The sequence below is a fragment of the Nocardiopsis sp. iso_40 genome (assembly GCF_056173285.1).
Genome location: NZ_CM149666.1, coordinates 857,505 through 873,729, shown reverse-complemented (window position 1 = coordinate 873,729; position 16,225 = coordinate 857,505). Strand labels below are relative to the sequence as shown.

Genomic DNA, 16,225 nt, shown 5'->3' with positions numbered 1-16,225 from the left:
CCGATTGTTGTGATCACACGACAACCGAGAGCTCTGGTTTCGGTGTGATCCTCCAAACCCCGGACTCCCGGGGTCGGGCGTCCGCGTCACCGGTCCGGACCGGTCCAACCGCCGGGCCCGCTGCCCGCCCCGGACGGGGCGGGGCGCACGAGGCGCCCCGCCCGTCGGTCCCGCACGGTCACAGCCTCGGGTCCACCGGCTCGGTCTCCAGGGCCAGGACCGCGAAGACCGGCTCGTGCACCCGCCACAGGGGCTCGCCCGCGGCCCGGCGGGTCAGGGCCTCCAGCCCGAGCTTGTGCTCGCGCATGGCCAGCCCGCTCTTGCGGCCGAGCTTGCGGTCCTTGAGCACCGCGATCCGCTCCGGGTCGGTGTAGTCCGGCCCGTAGACGATCCGCAGGTACTCCGGTCCGCGGACCTTCAGCCCCGGCTGGGCCAGACCCTTGCGGCCCTTGGCCCGGGCACCGAGCAGCGGCTTGACCACCATGCCCTCGCCGCCGTGGTCGACCATCTCCCGCCACCAGGCGGCCGCGGCCGCGCAGGCGTCCGGGTCCGTGGTGTCCACCACCCGGTAGCGGGTGGACACCACCATCCCGCCGGTCCCGGCCAGCTGTTCGGCCACCCCCATGTGCCAGAGGTGGTCGGCCTCGCCGTACTCCCGGCCCTCGGAGGCCAGCAGCATGAACGGGGCGTAGCGCAGCCCGTCCGCGCCCTCGGTCTCCCAGGAGTAACGGCGGTAGACCGCGCTGAACGCCTCCGTCTGCTCGGTGCGGCGCGCGATGGTCTCCGCCAGCCCCCCCGACGTCCACGCCCCGCTCGGCCGCCGCGGCCAGGGCGGCCGAGGCGGCGGGCAGCGAGGCCCGGGCGGCGGCACCCACGGACGCGTACTGCTCGCGGATGAGCGAACGCGCCTTGGCCGACCAGGGCAGCATCTCGCCGTCCAGGGCCACCCAGTCCGTGCCGAGCCTGTCCCACAGGTCGGCGTCGGTGACCGCCTGCCGCAGCCTGCGGACCACCTCGGCCTGGACCGCGGGGTCCCTGAAGAAGGGGCGTCCGGTGCGGGTGTGGACGGTGCCGAGCTCACCCGGGACGAAGCGCCGTTCGGCGGCGGTCTCGTCACGGCACAGCACGGCGACCGCGCGCGAGCCCATGTGCTTCTCCTCGCAGATCACCTGCCCGACGCCGGAGCCCCGGTAGGAGGCGAATGCCTCGTCGGGGTGTTCCAGCAGCCCGGGGGCGGCGGCGGTCGGTGCGGGGGCCATGGTCGGCGGCAGGTACACCAGCCACCGGGGGTCCACCGCGAAGCGGCTCATCACCTCCAGCGCGGCCATGGTGCTCTCGGCGTCGGCGCGCACGGTGCCGTGGGCGGTCTCGACGAACAGCCCGGACCCCTGGTCGCCCAACCCGACGTCGTTGATGTCGATGACCTGGCCGGCGCCCCTGCCGTCCCGCTCCGGCGGGTTCTCCACCAGCGGCCGGACCGGCTCGTACCAGGTGCGCTCGGCGTCCACGTCCACGATCTCCCGTTCGGGGTAGCGCAGCGCGGTGAGCTTCCCGCCGAACACGCAGCCGGTGTCCAGGCAGATGGTCCGGTTGAGCCACTCGGCCTTGTTCGTGGGTACGTGCCCGTAGACCACCATCGCCCCGCCACGGTAGTCGCGGGCCCAGGGCAGCCGGACGGGGAGGCCGAACTCGTCGGTCTCGCCGGTGGTCTCGCCGTACAGGGCGAAGGAGCGCACCCGGCCCGAGGCGCGGCCGTGGTACTCCTCCTTCAGCCCGGCGTGCGCCACCACCAGCCTGCCGCCGTCCAGCAGCAGGTGGCTGACGAGGCCGTCGCAGAAGTCCAGCACCCGTGCGCGGAACTCCTCGCTCTCCCGGCCCAGCTGTTCCACGGTCTCGGCCAGACCGTGGGTCAGTCGGCCCTTGCCGGTCCTGAGGTACCGGACCAGCTTGTTCTCGTGGTTTCCGGGCACGCAGAGGGCGTCGCCGTCGGCGACCATGCCCATGACCAGGCGCAGCACCCCGGGGCTGTCCGGCCCCCGGTCCACGAGGTCGCCGACGAACACGGCCGTGCGGCCCCGCGGGTGCCGGGCCCCGACCGGGCGGCCCTCGCCGTCGCGGCGCAGTTCGTAGCCGAGCTCCGCCAGCAGGGACTCCAGTTCGGAGCGGCAGCCGTGGACGTCACCGACGATGTCGAAGGGCCCGGTGAGCTCGGTGCGGTCCGGCCAGGGGCGTTCCAGCTCGATGCGGACGGCGTCGATCTCCTCCTGCCCCCTGAGGACGTACACCCTGCGCACGCCCTCGCGGGCCATCCGCTTGATCCCGCCGGTGAGGTCGCGCCGCTGGCGGCGGATGACGTGGTCGCCGAAGTCGCGGTCGGGGCGGACGCGGTTGCGTTCGCGGGCCAGTGCCTCGGGCACGTCGAGCACGATCGCGGTGGTGAGGACGTTGTTGTCCTTGGCGATACGGATCAGGTGCTCACGCGCCCCGCGCTGGACGTTGGTGGCGTCCACGACGGTGAGCAGCCCGCGCCGCAGCCGGATGTCCACGATGGTGCCGAGCAGTGCGAAGGCGTCGGAGGTCGCGGTCTGGTCGTTCTCGTCGTCGCTGACCATGCCCCGGCAGAAGTCGGAGCCGATCACCTGGGTGGGTTCGAAGTGCCTGGCGGCGAAGGTGGACTTGCCCGACCCGGAGACCCCGACCAGCAGGACGAGCCCCATCCGGGGCACGCGGAGCACTCGGGGCTCGCTGGCGGCCTCGTCGTTCGACTCGTTCACAGGACCTCCCGGAGGATGCCCCGTCGTTCACTGCGGGGAGGGATCCGGGATAGCCCGCCTGCACTCTGCTGTTTTGCCTTACTCATACTCCTCCTTGGTGCATGCTTTGTTGTATGCGGACGGCGTACAAGTGCCGGGCCTACCCGGACCCCGAACAAGCGGCCCAACTGGGCCGCACGTTCGGATGCGTGCGCCTGGTGTGGAACAAGACCCTCGCCGAGCGGCACGCCGCCTACCACCAGCGCGGCGAGAAGACCTCCTACAAGGCCACCGACGCCGCCCTGACCGGGTGGAAGAAGACCGAGGACCTGGCGTTCCTGTCCCAGGTCTCCTCCGTGCCGTTGCAGCAGACCCTGCGCCACCAGCACACGGCGTTCGCGAACTTCTTCGCCAAGCGCGCCCGCCACCCGAGGTTCAAGTCCCGCAACGGCCGCCAGACGGCGCACTACACCCGGTCGGCGTTTCGCATCAACAACGGCGACCTGTTCCTGGCCAAGCACACCAGGGCTCTGCGGCTGGCGTGGTCGTTCGAGGGTGTGGACCTGGCTGCGTTGGACCCGACCACGGTGGTCCTCTCGCGTGAGCCGGACGGCCGCTTCTACGTGACCTTCGCTGTGGAGGCCGCTGATCCCGAGCCCGCGCCGCAGACCGGTGGTGAGGTCGGTATCGACCTGGGGGTGAAGGACTTCGCCACGTTGTCCACGGGTGAGAAGGTTCCCAACCCCCGCCACCTGGAGCGTAAAGCTGCGAATCTGGCCCGGTACCAGCGGCGCATGGCCCGCACACAGCGCGGCTCCAACAACCGTCGCAAAGCCAAGCGCAAGGTCGCCGTGGCGCACCGCAAGGTCCGCCACGCACGGCAAGATTTCCTGCACAAGGTCTCCACACGCATCGTGCGCGAGTGTGAGGTGATCGCGATCGAGGACCTCAACGTGCGGGGCATGACCGCATCCGCACGCGGCACCGTGGACGAGCCCGGCAGGAACGTGCGCCAGAAGGCCGGGCTCAACCGGTCGGTGCTCGATGCCGGTTTTGGGGAGTTCCGCCGACAGGTGGAGTACAAGGCCGCACGGTACGGCCGTACCCTGGTCGTGGTCGATCGGTGGTTCCCCAGCAGCAAGACGTGCTCGTACTGCGGGCATCTGCTGGCCGAGCTTTCCCTGGGCACCCGGTTCTGGAGGTGTCCTGCCTGCCGCACCCGACACGATCGGGACGTCAACGCGGCGAAGAACATCCTTGCGGCTGGTCGAGTCGCAGCCCGAGAACACTCGGGTGAGGCCTGGGGAGCTGGTGTGAGTCGGCAAGGGTCCTCCCTTCCGCAGTCGGCGACGAAGCAGGAAACCGGGCCCGTGAGGGTCGAGCCCTAGGGTTCATGCGCGCGCGAGCGCGTATCGGAATCCCCGTCCCTTCAGAGCGGGGAGGAAGTCAATTGGTGAAGACTCCCATCTGGGTCGGGGCCCCGGTCTCGGGGTGTTCGGGGCCGACCGGCAGGCGGCGGACGGTGTAACCGTGTTCGGCGGCGACACGGTCGGCCCAGGCGGCGAACTCGGCGCGGGTCCACTCGAAGCGGTGGTCGGCGTGCCGGAACGCGCCCTCGGCCAGGCCCTCGTAGTGGCGGTTGTACTCGACGTTGGGTGTGGTGACCACGACGACGCGGGGGGCGGCGTCGCCGAAGACCACGTTCTCCATGGCGGCCAGCCGGGAGGGGTCGAGGTGTTCGACGACCTCCATGAGCACCGCCGCGTCGTGGCCGTGGAAGCGCCGGTCCCGGTAGACCACGGAGCCGAGCAGCAGTTCGGGGCGGGGCCGACGGGCCGACCGGTCGCCGGGGCGGGCGTCGTGGTCGGTGAACAGGCTCCGGTGCCGCCAGCCCCCGTCCGGGTGGCAGCCCTTGCAGAGTTTGCGGTGGGCGGCCTCCAGGCTGCCCGCGTGGACGTCCACCCCGGTGATCCGGTCCAGGGCGCGGACTCCGACCAGCCGCTCCAGCAGTCTGCCGCCGCCGCAGCCCAGGTCGATGACGCTGGTGGCCCGCTCGGCCTCCAGCACCGCCAGGACCGCGCCCGCGCGCTGCTCGGCCAGCGAGGGCTCGCGCTCCTCGACCGCCGGATCGCGCGGGACCGCCCCGGTCGCCTCCCCGTCTTCGGTTCCGGGCTCGGCGCTCCGGTCGTCGGCCTCGGCCAGCCGGGCCATGGCGGTGCGCACGTAGCCGTCCCGGCGGGCGAGGTAGCGCCGGGCGATCCACCCTCGTTCGGGGTGCCCGGCCAGCCAGCCCGCGCCCGCACCGGCCTCGTCCTCGACCCCGTCGACCGGGGCGCCGCCCGCGCGCAGGAGCTTGTCGATCTCGGTGGAGTCCACCCAGTAGTGCTTGTTGCCGCCCTCCATCGCGGGCAGCAGCACGTACAGGTGGCTGAGCGCCTCGGACAGCCGCAGGGTTCCGGTCAGGGTGAGCGACAGGTGGTGCGAGTCGCCCCAGCCGGGCAGCCCCGGGTCGAGCGGGACCGGTTCGGCCCGGACCGTCCAGCCCAGCGGCTCGAAGAGCGCCCTGGCCTTCTCCGGTCCGGGGCGGCAGGGGACCGCGGGCAGGTGCAGGACCAGCGGGATGGGTGTGCCGGCCAGCTCGGGACGGCTCCGGCTCACACCCCGGACGGCGGTCCGCAGGACCTTGCCCAGGGCCACCGTGAACAGGGAGGAGGAGGCGTAGGGCCGGTCGTTCACGTACTGCGCCAGGGCGAAGTCGGGTGTGCTCACCGACGTGCGCGTACGCAACAGCGCCTGCGGGTCCGTTTCGAGGAGGAGGGCCGCGGTGCAGCGCTCCTCGGTGGCCTCGGGGTAGAAGACGTGCGCCGTCCCGAAGGACTGCTCGAAGCTCTGCGCCTTGTCGGGGTGCTTGTGCAGCAGGTGTCCGAGGTCCGTCGCCGGCCGGGCTGTGGTGGTGATCGTCAGTAGCACCCGTGCATTGTGTCCGACCCCGCCCGAGGCCGACCAGTGTTTTTCGGCCCGCCGCACGGACGTGTCAGGTCCGGGGACCGGTACCGCCGTCCTCGGGGGAGGCCGGGGGTACGGCGCGGCGCCGGTGGAGGCCGCTGGTCACCAGGACCGGGAGGGTGACCGCGAGGGTCATGGCGACCAGGCCCAGGGCCCTGCCCCAGAGCGGGTGCTGCATGAGCGGGTACTCGGTGAGGGGCAGGGCGGCGTAGACCAGGTAGAAGGGGACGGAGAGCAGCGCGGTCGGCAGGGGGTGGGGCAGGCCGAGCAGCCTCAGCAGGAGCCATGCCAGGAGAGGTGCGGCGGTCAGTGTCACGGACTTGGCGACGCGCATCTCGTCGGCGTCGGCCCCGAGCACCCCGGTGCCGGAGACCTGGACCACGAGTACGAGGTAGAACCAGGCGATCAGCAGGGAAAGCAGGGTCGCCCCGGTACCGGCCACGAGGCCGAGGAGGAGGGCTTGGCGGGGGCTCACGGGGGGTGTGCGGCTCATCGGCCCATTCTCACCGCATCGGCCGCGGCGCGCCTAACCGGCGCCGGTCCCCCGGTCAGCCCGCGGGTCCACCCCCAGTTCGGCCATGGCCAGGGCGGCCTCGGCGCGCGCGGACCCGAAGAAGGCCCACGGGATGTCGCAGACGTACCGGCCGACCGCCCCCAGGTGCCACCGGGCCAGGTCCTTCTCCCCCGCGCGGTGGAAGGCCCAGCCGAACAGGTGGTGGGCCTGGACGCCGCGCACGTGCGGCACGGCCGCGGACGCCCACCCCCGCGCGAGCGCGAACAGCTCCCGGACCGCCTCCCCGTGCAGGCGGCCCAGGCTCATGGCGGCGATGTAGGCGCTGTTGCCCTCCCGCAGGAGCCTGCGCTGCTCACCGCGCAGGTACTCGGCGTGCGCCAGAGCAAGGACGGCCGGCAGCGGGCTGCCCTCGGGCGCGGTGTCGGCCGCCGCCCCGGCCGCGGCGAACATCTCCTCCGCCGAGCCCCCTCTGCTGGGGGCCAGGGAGCGCACCCGGGTCAGGTGCGCGGGGAAGTGGTGGGGCGCCCGCGCGGTCGCCTCGGCCCAGGCCCGTTCCCGTTCCTCCCGGTCCCCGAGCCCCATCGCCACCGTCTGGAGCGCGGCCCAGGGGGCGGCGTCTTCGGGGCGGCGCCGGGCGGCCTCCTCCAACGGGACCCGTGCCTCGTGCAGGGCGGCCTCGAAGGCCTTCCGGTCGGCGCGGGTGGTGTCGGCTCCTCCGGCGGGCGAGGCCACGGCCCGGGCGAGCAGGGCGTGGCCGAGCCACAGCATCGTGTCGGCGGGGTCGGCACCCCCCTCCACCAGCGCGGCGACCTCGTCGGGGCGGTCCGCGGCGGCCCGCCCCAGCGCCTCGGCCTGGTAGGCGCGGACCTCCGGATCCTCCCGGGTCTCCACGAGCAGGGCCGCGCCCGCCTCCGCGTCGCCCCCGCGCACCGCCTCGCAGCCGGCGCGCAGCAGCGGGTCCGTCCCGTAGGAGGCGGACACCAGCGCCGTCTCCAGGTCGGTGCCGCGCAGCACCCTCGCCGGGTTCCGTCCGAATCGCCACATGCCAGCCATGCCAGTGAGGTTATGGCATCCCGTGCCACCGGCCGACGGGGACCGGTCGTCCCCCGCCGACCCGCGCGACGGACCCCGCTCAGGTCTGCTTCTGCTCCCCGCCGACGTGGATGTCCGGGACGATCTCCGGGGCCCCGTGCTGGACGGCGTCGGCCTCCTGGTCGGTGTCCTGCTCCTGGGCGGCGCGTTCGGCCTCGATGCCCTTGCGGTAGTACTCCACCTCCCGCTCGATCTGCTCCCGGTCCCAGCCCAGGGGTTCGGCCATGAGCCCGGCCGCCTCCTCGGCCGCGGCGATGCCCCGGTCCCAGGTCTCGAAGGAGATCCGGGTGCGCCTGGACAGGACGTCCTCCAGGTGGCGGGCGCCCTCGGCCTCCACCGCGTAGACGACCTCGGCCCTCAGGTAGTCCTCGGCGCCCGCGAGGGGGCTGCCCAGATCGGGCCGCTCCCTGATCAGGTCGAGCACGTCGTACACCGAGGAGCCGAACCGGCGCAGCAGGTGCGTGACCCGGGAGACGTGCAGTCCCGAGTCCCGGGCCAGCCGGTGCCGCTGGTTGTACAGCGCGGCGTACCCGTCCGCGCCCACCAGGGGCAGCTTGGCGGTGACCGAGGCGGGGACCGCCCCGCCCAGTCCGTGCGCCACCGCGTCCACCGCGTCCTCGGCCATGACCCGGTAGGTGGTGTACTTGCCGCCCGCGATGAGGACCAGCCCGGGTACCGGGTGGGCGACCGTGTGTTCGCGGGAGAGCTTCGAGGTCTCCTCGGACTCACCCGTCAGCAGCGGCCGCAGCCCCGCGTAGACACCCTCCACGTCGTCGCGGGTCAGGGGCGTGCGCAGCACCCGGTTGACGTGGTCCAGGACGTAGTCGATGTCGGTCCGGCTCGCCGCCGGGTTCTCCTTGTCCAGGTCCCAGGGGGTGTCGGTGGTCCCGATGATCCAGTGGCGGCCCCATGGGATGACGAACAGCACGCTCTTCTCGGTCTGCAGGATCATCCCGGAGGAGGCCTGGACGCGGTCCCGCGGCACCACCAGGTGCACACCCTTGGAGGCGCTCACGTGGACCTGGCCGCGGCCGCCGACCATCTCCTGGATGTCGTCGGTCCACACCCCGGCGGCGTTCACCACCTGGCGGGCGCGGATCTGTTTCGTCTCCCCGGTCTCCAGGTCGGCGGCGGCCGCGCCGACCACGTGCTCGCCCTCGCGCAGGAACTCGACCGCCTGGACCCGGGAGGCGATCCGCGCCCCGAGCCCGGCGGCGGTGCGCAGGACCGTGGTGACGAAGCGGGCGTCGTCGACCTGGCAGTCCCAGTACTGGATGGCCCCGGCCAGCGCACTGCGTTTGAGGGCGGGGAACACCTTGAGCGCCCCGGACCTGGACAGGTGCCGGTGCGCCGGGAGTCCCCGGTTGTTCCGCGAGGTCAGCGCCAGGGCGTCGTAGAGCGTGACCCCGGCGCCGATGTAGAACCGCTCCCAGTGGTGCTCGAACGGGAAGAGGAAGGGCACCGGGCGGACCAGGTGCGGGGCGATGGTGGTGAGCAGGAGTCCGCGTTCCTGGAGGGCCTCGCGAACGAGTTCGAAGTCGAACTGCTCCAGGTAGCGCAGCCCGCCGTGGATCAGTTTGCTGGACCGGCTGGAGGTGCCCGAAGCGAAGTCCCGCGCCTCGATCAGCCCCGTGGAGAGGCCGCGTGAGACCGCGTCCAGGGCGATGCCCGCCCCGACGATCCCACCGCCGACCACGAGGACGTCGAGTTCCTCGTCAGCCATCGCCGCGAGCGCCTCGGTGCGCCCCTTCGGCCCCAACCAGGTGGTCGCCATTCGTCGTCCTCCCTCTCGATCGGTGTCCCGGCGAGGCGCCTACCCGACCGGTGGGGCCCGAGCGTCCGCCGAAGACGCCCTCAGGCTAACCGGGGGCCGGGGACGCCGGATGCCGCCACACGCGACACGACCGATTTACCTCCCCGCCCGCGGCGGTGCTCAGGCGGCGTCGGCGTAGGCGTGCGCGTAGGCCAGGACGTCGCTGACGTAGGTGCCGGAACGGTTGTAGGAGAGGACCGCCGACTCCCAGTCCTGCGCCGACGTCAGGTCCCGGCCGCTGGCGCACAGGTAGCGGGCGGCCGACAGCGCGGCGTCGTCGATGTTGTGCGGGTCCGGGGTCACGCCCTCCAGGGACTCCCCCCACTGCGCCCAGGTCCCGGGGATGAACTGCATCGGGCCGATGGCCCGGTCCCACTCGGTGTCGCCGTCGAGCTCTCCGCCGTCGGTGTCCGGGATGGCCTGCGTGTTGTTGGTGCCGTCCAGCGGGATACCGATGACGTCCACGGTGGTGTTCCCGTCCGAGCCGAGCTCACCGCCCGCATAGGTGCCGTGGCGGGACTCCACGTAGCCGATCCCCGCGAGCGTGGGCCACGAGAACCGGCACTCGGGCTGGTCCGCGTCGAGCGCCAGTTGGGCGCTGGCGTAGCCCTCCAGGGCCCGGCGCGGCACACCGGTGCTCTCCGAGACCCCGTCCAGCCACTCGTCGCTCGGGCGGAGCGCCGCGGAGGGCCGGGGCCGCTCGTCCGCGCCCACGACGGCCTCGTCGGGCTCCCCGTCGTCCCTGGGCGTCACCCCGCTCTGCTCGGGCGGGCCGGTGAGTTCCTCGTGCGCGGGGGTGGCGATCGTCCCGTCCGAGGGGACCCCCGCGGCGCTCGGCGGTGCCCAGTCGTCGAGCACGCTGGACACACGGCCCACCAGGACCACAACCCCCGTCGTCACCAGCAGGCACACGACCAGGGCCAGGCTGACCGCGATCGCCGGTCCGCGCCGACGGCGCCGGCTGGCACCGGACACGCTGTCACCCATGCGGTCCTCCAAGGAGAAGTCACTGTGAGATCACGGAAAGCAAAACACGCCCCATAGTGACACACCGCCGCCGACCGGTCGCACCGGCCCGGGAGAACGCGAAGGGCGCCCCGGTCGACCGGGGCGCCCCAGGCGGATCCCGCCCCGGGCCCGCGCGGGCGGCGGCGGGCGGGCGGGCGAAGACAGGCCTAGCGGTGCGGGTTCACCACGACCTCGACCCGCTGGAACTCCTTCAGGTCGGTGTAACCCGAGGTGGCCATGGTCCGGCGCAGCGCACCCATGAGGTTCATGGATCCGTCGCTGGTGGAGGCCGGGCCGTGCAGGATCGACTTGAGGTCGCCGATCGTGCCCACCCCGACGCGCTCCCCGCGCGGCAGTTCGCTGTGGTGGGCCTCGCTGCCCCAGTGGTAGCCGCGGCCGGGCGCCTCGACGGCGCGGGCCAGCGGCGAACCGACCATGACGGCGTCGGCCCCGCAGGCCAGGGCCTTGGCGATGTCGCCGCTGCCGGTCATGCCGCCGTCGGCGATGACGTGCACGTAGCGGCCGCCCGACTCGTCGAGGTAGTCGCGGCGGGCCGCGGCCACGTCACCGATGGCGCTGGCCATCGGGACGGCCACACCCAGCACGGAGCGGGTGGTGTGGCCGGAGCCGCCGCCGAACCCGACCAGCACGCCGGCCGCGCCGGTACGCATCAGGTGCAGGGCCGCGGTGTAGGTGGCGCAGCCGCCGACGACCACGGGCACGTCGAGGTCGTAGATGAACTGCTTGAGGTTGAGCGGCTCGGCCCGCCCGGAGACGTGCTCGGCCGAGACGGTGGTACCGCGGATGACGAAGATGTCGACGCCCGCGTCCACGACCGCCCTGTGGTACTGGGCGGTGCGCTGCGGCGACAGGCGGGCCGCCGTCACCAGGCCGGCGTCGCGGATCTCCTCGATCCGGCGGCCGATCAGCTCCTCCTGGATCGGCGCCGCGTAGATCTCCTGGAGCCGCTTGGTCGCGGCGACGTCGTCGAGTTCCCGGATCTCCTGGAGCAGCGGTTCGGGGTCCTCGTAGCGGGTCCACAGACCTTCGAGGTCCAGCACGCCGAGGCCGCCCTGCTCACCGACCGCGACGACGGTCTTCGGCGAGGCGACGCTGTCCATGGGGCTGACCACCAGGGGCGTCTCGAACCGGTAGGCGTCGATCTGCCAGGCGATCGACACCTCCTCCGGGTCGCGGGTCCGCCGGGCGGGCACGATCCCGATCTCATCGAGTTCGTAGGCACGACGCCCGTTCTTGCCCAGCCCGATCTCCACCTGAGCCAACTCTTCGATTCCCCTCTGACGTGCGGCGCCGGTCGGTCGACCGGCGCATGACCGCGGACGCGAGTCTATCGGCCCGCGGTCAACCCCGCGCAGAGGGCGGTCCGACGGCGTCTAGCGCGCGTTGTAGTTCGGCGCTTCCACCGTCATCTTGATGTCGTGCGGGTGGCTCTCCCGCAGACCGGCGCTGGTGATCCGCATCAGCTGACCGCGCTCCCGGAGTTCGGGGACGGTCCGGCTGCCCGCGTACCACATCGACTGGTGCAGGCCGCCGACCAGCTGGTGGGCCACGGCGGAGAGCGGACCACGGAACGGCACCTGGCCCTCGATGCCCTCGGGGACGAGTTTGTCCTCGGAGGAGACCTCGGCCTGGGCGTAGCGGTCCTTGGAGAAGGACCGGCCGCGCATCGCGCCCAGCGAGCCCATGCCGCGGTAGGCCTTGAACTGCTTGCCGTTGATGAAGATCAGCTCGCCCGGGCTCTCCTCGACACCGGCGAGGAGGCTGCCGAGCATGACGGTGCTGGCGCCCGCCACGATGGCCTTGGCGATCTCACCGGAGTACTGGAGGCCGCCGTCGGCGATCAGCGGGACGCCCGCGGGGCCGCAGGCCCTGCCCGCCTCCAGGATGGCGGTGAGCTGGGGGGCGCCCACACCGGCGACGACGCGGGTGGTGCAGATCGAGCCGGGGCCCACACCGACCTTGACGGCGTCGGCGCCGGCGTCGATGAGCAGCTGCGCTCCGGCCCGGGTGGCGACGTTGCCCGCGACGATGTCGGCGCGGGAGTTGGCCTTGAGCTTGGCGATCATGTCGGCGAGCCCGGCGGAGTGGCCGTGCGCGGTGTCGACGACGATGAAGTCCACCCCGGCGTCGATGAGCTGCTTGGCGCGCTCCTCGGCCTCGGTGCCCACGCCGACCGCGCCGCCGACGACCAGGCGGCCGTCGGCGTCCTTGGTGGCGTCGGGGAACTGCTCGCTCTTGATGAAGTCCTTGACCGTGATCAGGCCGCGCAGGCGGTTCTGGCCGTCGACCAGGGGCAGCTTCTCGACCTTGTGCCTGCGCAGCAGCTCGAAGGCCTGTCCGCGGCTGACCCCGACCGGGGCGGTGACCAGGTTCTCGGTGGTCATGACGTCGCGCACCAGCCGGGAGCGGTCGCTCTCGAAGCGCATGTCGCGGTTGGTGACGATGCCGACCAGACCGCCCTGGGCGTCGGTGACCGGGACACCGGAGATGCGGTAGTGGGCGCACAGGCGCTCCACCTCGGCGAGGTCGTCCTCGGGGTGACAGGTGACCGGGTCGGTGACCATGCCCGCCTCGGAACGCTTCACCAGGTCGATCTGGGCGGCCTGGTCCTGGGCCGAGAGGTTGCGGTGCAGGACGCCCGCGCCGCCCTGGCGGGCCATCGCCACGGCCATGCGGGCCTCGGTGACGGTGTCCATCGCGGCGGAGAGCAGCGGGATGCTGAGGGAGATGTTGCGGGAGAGCTTGGTGGTGGTGTCGACCTCGCCCGGCTGGAGGTCGGAGTAGGCCGGTACCAACAGCACGTCGTCGTAAGTCAGCCCCGGCGGGAGCAGTTTGTCCCCGTAGTCGCTGTGGTCCTGGCCCATGACACAACCTCCGCTGTTCCCGGCAACACCTTCGCGGATCGCCCCCGCGTGTCGTCTCATCCTAGGTTGTCGTCCGGCACCGGCCAGATGGAATGGGATGTTCGCCCGGTCACCTCGATCACGAAGTGATCAAGGCCACGGGTTCGCGGCCCCGCCCCGTCACGCGGCCCCGGGGCGGGTCACCGCCAGGAGGACCACCGGGGGTAGCGGCAGTAGCCGCGGGTCCGGGGCCGGTTGGGGCAGGGGCGGCGGCCCGGGCGGGACGCGGCGCCGTGCTCAAGGGAGGAGGCGGTTCGCCAGGGCCACCTTCCGAAGCCGAGCAATAGCTCGGTGCTGGGCAACCCGTACCGCTCCTGCCGACATACCAAGGAGATGTCCCGTCTCGTCTGCTGTAAGTCCTGTGATGACCCGCATGACCAGCAGCCTGCGCTGCTGTTCGGGTAGTTCGTCGAGGAGTGCTCTGGCCCGCTGCGCCTCGACCACGCGCACCGCCGACTCCTCGGGCCCCGGGCCGTCGTCCTGCGGCTCGGGAACGGTGTCGGTGGGGACCGTCTCCACCCGGCCCGCGACCCGCAGGGTGTCCGCGACCTTGTGCGCGGCGATGCCGAACACGAGGGCGGCGAAGGGCCTGCCCCGGTCCTGGTAGCGGGGGATCGCCGTGAGCAGGGCGATGCACACTTCCTGCGCCACGTCGTCCGAGTAGTGCGCCAGCCCCGACACCCGGGCCAGGCGGGTACGGCAGTAGCGGACCACCATGGGTCTGACCTCGCGCAGCAACGAGTCCAGGGCCCCGTCGTCCCCCTGGACGGCGAGTGATCCCAGATGGTTCAACCCCGTCTCGCGCGTAGCGGGGTCGGTCTCCTCGCGCCCCGCGGGCGCACCTGGCCGCTGCGCGGTAACGCCCCCCCGGGCGCCTGTATCCGTCACGTAACGAATGATGCCCGCAGTTGGGGACCCAACCACTCCAATCAGCAACTACAGAATGGTTACATTTTGGGAAAATAGCCCGAAACTGGCACAAAGGTGCGGGTGTGAAACGCCACTCCCGTGGTAGTGGACGGGGGCGGGACGCCGACGCGCCCCGCCCCCGGACCGGGTACGGCCGAACCCTAGTGGGCGTGGCCGTGGCCGTCGTCCTCGTCCTCTTCGGGCTTGTCCGCGACCAGCACCTCGGTGGTCAGCAGCATGCCCGCGATCGAGGCGGCGTTCTGGACGGCGGAGCGGGAGACCTTGACCGGGTCGATGATGCCCTCGGCCGCCAGGTCGCCGTAGGCGCCGGTGGCGGCGTTGAAGCCGTGGCCGACCTCCATCTCGGAGACGCGGTGGGTGACCACGTAGCCCTCAGCACCCGCGTTCTCCGCGATCCACCGGGCCGGCTCGACCAGCGCGCGGCGGACGATCGCCACACCGGTGGCCTCGTCGCCGGTCATGCCGAGGTCGCCCAGGGCGGTCGAAGCGTGCACCAGGGAGGCGCCGCCACCGGCGACGATGCCCTCCTCGATGGCCGCGCGGGTCGCCGAGATGGCGTCCTCGAGGCGGTGCTTCTTCTCCTTGAGCTCGACCTCGGTGGCCGCGCCGACGCTCAGCACCGAGACGCCGCCCGCGAGCTTGGCCAGACGCTCCTGGAGCTTCTCGCGGTCCCAGTCGGAGTCGCTGGCCTCGATCTCGTTGCGGATCTGGCGGACCCGGTCGTCCACCTCGGACTGCTGGCCGCCGCCGTCCACGACGGTGGTGGTGTCCTTGGTGACGGTGATCCGGCGTGCGCTGCCCAGCACGGAGAGGTCGGCGTTCTCCAGGGTCAGCCCGACCTCCTCGGAGATGACCTGGCCGCCGGTCAGCACAGCGATGTCCTGGAGCATGGCCTTGCGGCGCTCGCCGAAGCCGGGAGCCTTGACCGCGGCGACGTTGAGCGTGCCGCGCATCTTGTTGAGCACCAGGGCGCCCAGGGCGTCGCCCTCGACGTCCTCGGCGATGATCAGCAGCGGCTTCTTGCTCTGCACGACCTCCTCGAGCAGCGGCAGCAGCTCGTTCAGGTTGCCGATCTTGCCCTGGCTGATCAGGATCAGGGCGTCCTCCAGGACCGCCTCCTGGCGGTCCGCGTCCGTGACGAAGTACGGGGAGACGTAACCCTTGTCGAACTGCATGCCCTCGGTGAAGTCGAGGTCCAGACCGAAGGTCGGGGCCTCCTCCACCGTGATGACGCCGTCCTTGCCGACCTTGTCGAAGGCCTCGGCGATCAGGTCGCCGATCTGGGCGTCCTGGGCGGAGTTGGTCGCCACGTAGGCGATGTCCTCGCGCTCCTTGATCGGCACGGCGCGGCTGAGCAGGATCTCGGAGACCTTGGCGGCCGCGGCGTCGATGCCCTTCTTCATGGCCATCGGGGACGCGCCCGCGGCCACGCTGCGGATGCCCTCGCGCACCAGCGCCTGGGCCAGCACGGTGGCGGTGGTGGTGCCGTCGCCGGCGGCGTCGTTGGTCTTGGTGGCGACCTCCTTGACCAGCTGCGCGCCCAGGTTCTCGTAGGGCTCGTCCAGCTCGATCTCACGGGCGACGGTCACACCGTCGTTCGTGATGGTGGGGGCACCGAACTTCTTGTCGATGACGACGTTGCGGCCGCGCGGGCCGAGCGTCACCTTGACGGCGTCGGCGAGGCGGTTGACGCCCCGCTCGAGGGCGCGGCGGGCGTCGTCCTCGAACTCCAGGATCTTCGGCATGTGTGAGTGCTTCCTCTAACCGTTCGGGTCAAAAACGAACATCCCGCCCCGCCCGGCTTCGAGGGCCGACCGGTGCGGGATGCAGATGGCTCTACGCCTGATGGCTCTTGGCCGAGAACTACTTCTCGACGACCGCGAGGAGGTCGCGGGCGGAGAGCACCAGGTACTCCTGGCCGTCGTACTTGACCTCGGTGCCGCCGTACTTGCTGTAGAGAACGACGTCACCGATGTTCACGTCGAGGGCAACGCGCTTGCCGTTGTCGTCGAGACGACCGGGACCCACGGCCAGGACCTCGCCCTCCTGGGGCTTCTCCTTGGCGGTGTCCGGGATGACCAGACCGGAGGCGGTGGTCTGCTCAGCCTCCAGGGTCTTGACCACGACGCGGTCCTCGAGCGGCTTCAGCACGGTCTTGGTGGCGGTCGACACTGTGTGACCTCCC

11 protein-coding genes and 1 pseudogene are annotated in these 16,225 nt (G+C 72.0%); 1 reads left to right on the top strand and 11 read right to left on the bottom strand.

What is annotated here, in order from left to right; all coding sequences use genetic code 11:
* Window positions 1-178 precede the first annotated feature (178 nt).
* Window positions 179-2,717 (bottom strand): annotated as a pseudogene (locus AC0VYD_RS03820) (polynucleotide kinase-phosphatase).
* A gap of 170 nt (window positions 2,718-2,887) precedes the next feature.
* On the opposite strand from AC0VYD_RS03820, the gene AC0VYD_RS03815 reads away from it, so the two are divergent.
* Window positions 2,888-4,141, top strand: a complete 1,254-nt coding sequence (locus AC0VYD_RS03815; protein ID WP_475478615.1) for an RNA-guided endonuclease InsQ/TnpB family protein — start codon at window positions 2,888-2,890, stop codon at window positions 4,139-4,141.
* 58 nt (window positions 4,142-4,199) lie between these two features.
* Here the strand turns inward: AC0VYD_RS03815 and AC0VYD_RS03810 are convergent, their stop codons facing one another.
* From AC0VYD_RS03810 to groES, 10 genes are all read right to left on the bottom strand, one after another.
* Window positions 4,200-5,723: a 3' terminal RNA ribose 2'-O-methyltransferase Hen1 gene (locus AC0VYD_RS03810; RefSeq protein ID WP_475478614.1), complete on the bottom strand. Its 1,524-nt coding sequence runs from the start codon at window positions 5,721-5,723 to the stop codon at window positions 4,200-4,202.
* Between the two features lie 64 nt (window positions 5,724-5,787).
* Window positions 5,788-6,252, bottom strand: a complete 465-nt coding sequence (locus tag AC0VYD_RS03805; protein WP_475478613.1) for a hypothetical protein — start codon at window positions 6,250-6,252, stop codon at window positions 5,788-5,790.
* A 33-nt stretch (window positions 6,253-6,285) separates the two neighbouring features.
* The gene (locus AC0VYD_RS03800) at window positions 6,286-7,317 is read right to left on the bottom strand and encodes a hypothetical protein (protein WP_475478612.1); all 1,032 of its coding nucleotides are present in this window, start codon (window positions 7,315-7,317) and stop codon (window positions 6,286-6,288) included.
* A gap of 88 nt (window positions 7,318-7,405) precedes the next feature.
* Window positions 7,406-9,139, bottom strand: coding sequence for a glycerol-3-phosphate dehydrogenase (gene glpD, locus AC0VYD_RS03795; RefSeq protein WP_475478611.1), 1,734 nt, complete (start codon window positions 9,137-9,139; stop codon window positions 7,406-7,408).
* A 159-nt stretch (window positions 9,140-9,298) separates the two neighbouring features.
* Complete coding sequence (locus AC0VYD_RS03790) at window positions 9,299-10,165, bottom strand: lytic transglycosylase domain-containing protein (protein ID WP_475478610.1); 867 nt, start codon at window positions 10,163-10,165, stop codon at window positions 9,299-9,301.
* A 188-nt stretch (window positions 10,166-10,353) separates the two neighbouring features.
* On the bottom strand, window positions 10,354-11,460 hold the full coding sequence (locus tag AC0VYD_RS03785) for a GuaB3 family IMP dehydrogenase-related protein (RefSeq protein ID WP_191269080.1): 1,107 nt from the start codon (window positions 11,458-11,460) through the stop codon (window positions 10,354-10,356).
* A 120-nt stretch (window positions 11,461-11,580) separates the two neighbouring features.
* Window positions 11,581-13,071 (bottom strand): IMP dehydrogenase, encoded by a 1,491-nt coding sequence (gene guaB / locus AC0VYD_RS03780; protein WP_475478609.1) that lies wholly within the window; start codon window positions 13,069-13,071, stop codon window positions 11,581-11,583.
* A gap of 276 nt (window positions 13,072-13,347) precedes the next feature.
* The gene (locus tag AC0VYD_RS03775) at window positions 13,348-13,998 is read right to left on the bottom strand and encodes a sigma-70 family RNA polymerase sigma factor (RefSeq protein ID WP_475478608.1); all 651 of its coding nucleotides are present in this window, start codon (window positions 13,996-13,998) and stop codon (window positions 13,348-13,350) included.
* A gap of 182 nt (window positions 13,999-14,180) precedes the next feature.
* A complete protein-coding gene (groL, locus tag AC0VYD_RS03770) occupies window positions 14,181-15,785 on the bottom strand; it encodes a chaperonin GroEL (protein WP_191268661.1) in 1,605 nt (534 codons plus the stop codon).
* A gap of 118 nt (window positions 15,786-15,903) precedes the next feature.
* Window positions 15,904-16,212 carry a co-chaperone GroES gene (groES, locus tag AC0VYD_RS03765; protein WP_191268663.1) on the bottom strand — a complete coding sequence of 103 codons (309 nt, stop codon included), beginning with the start codon at window positions 16,210-16,212 and terminating at the stop codon, window positions 15,904-15,906.
* Window positions 16,213-16,225: the final 13 nt, after the last annotated feature.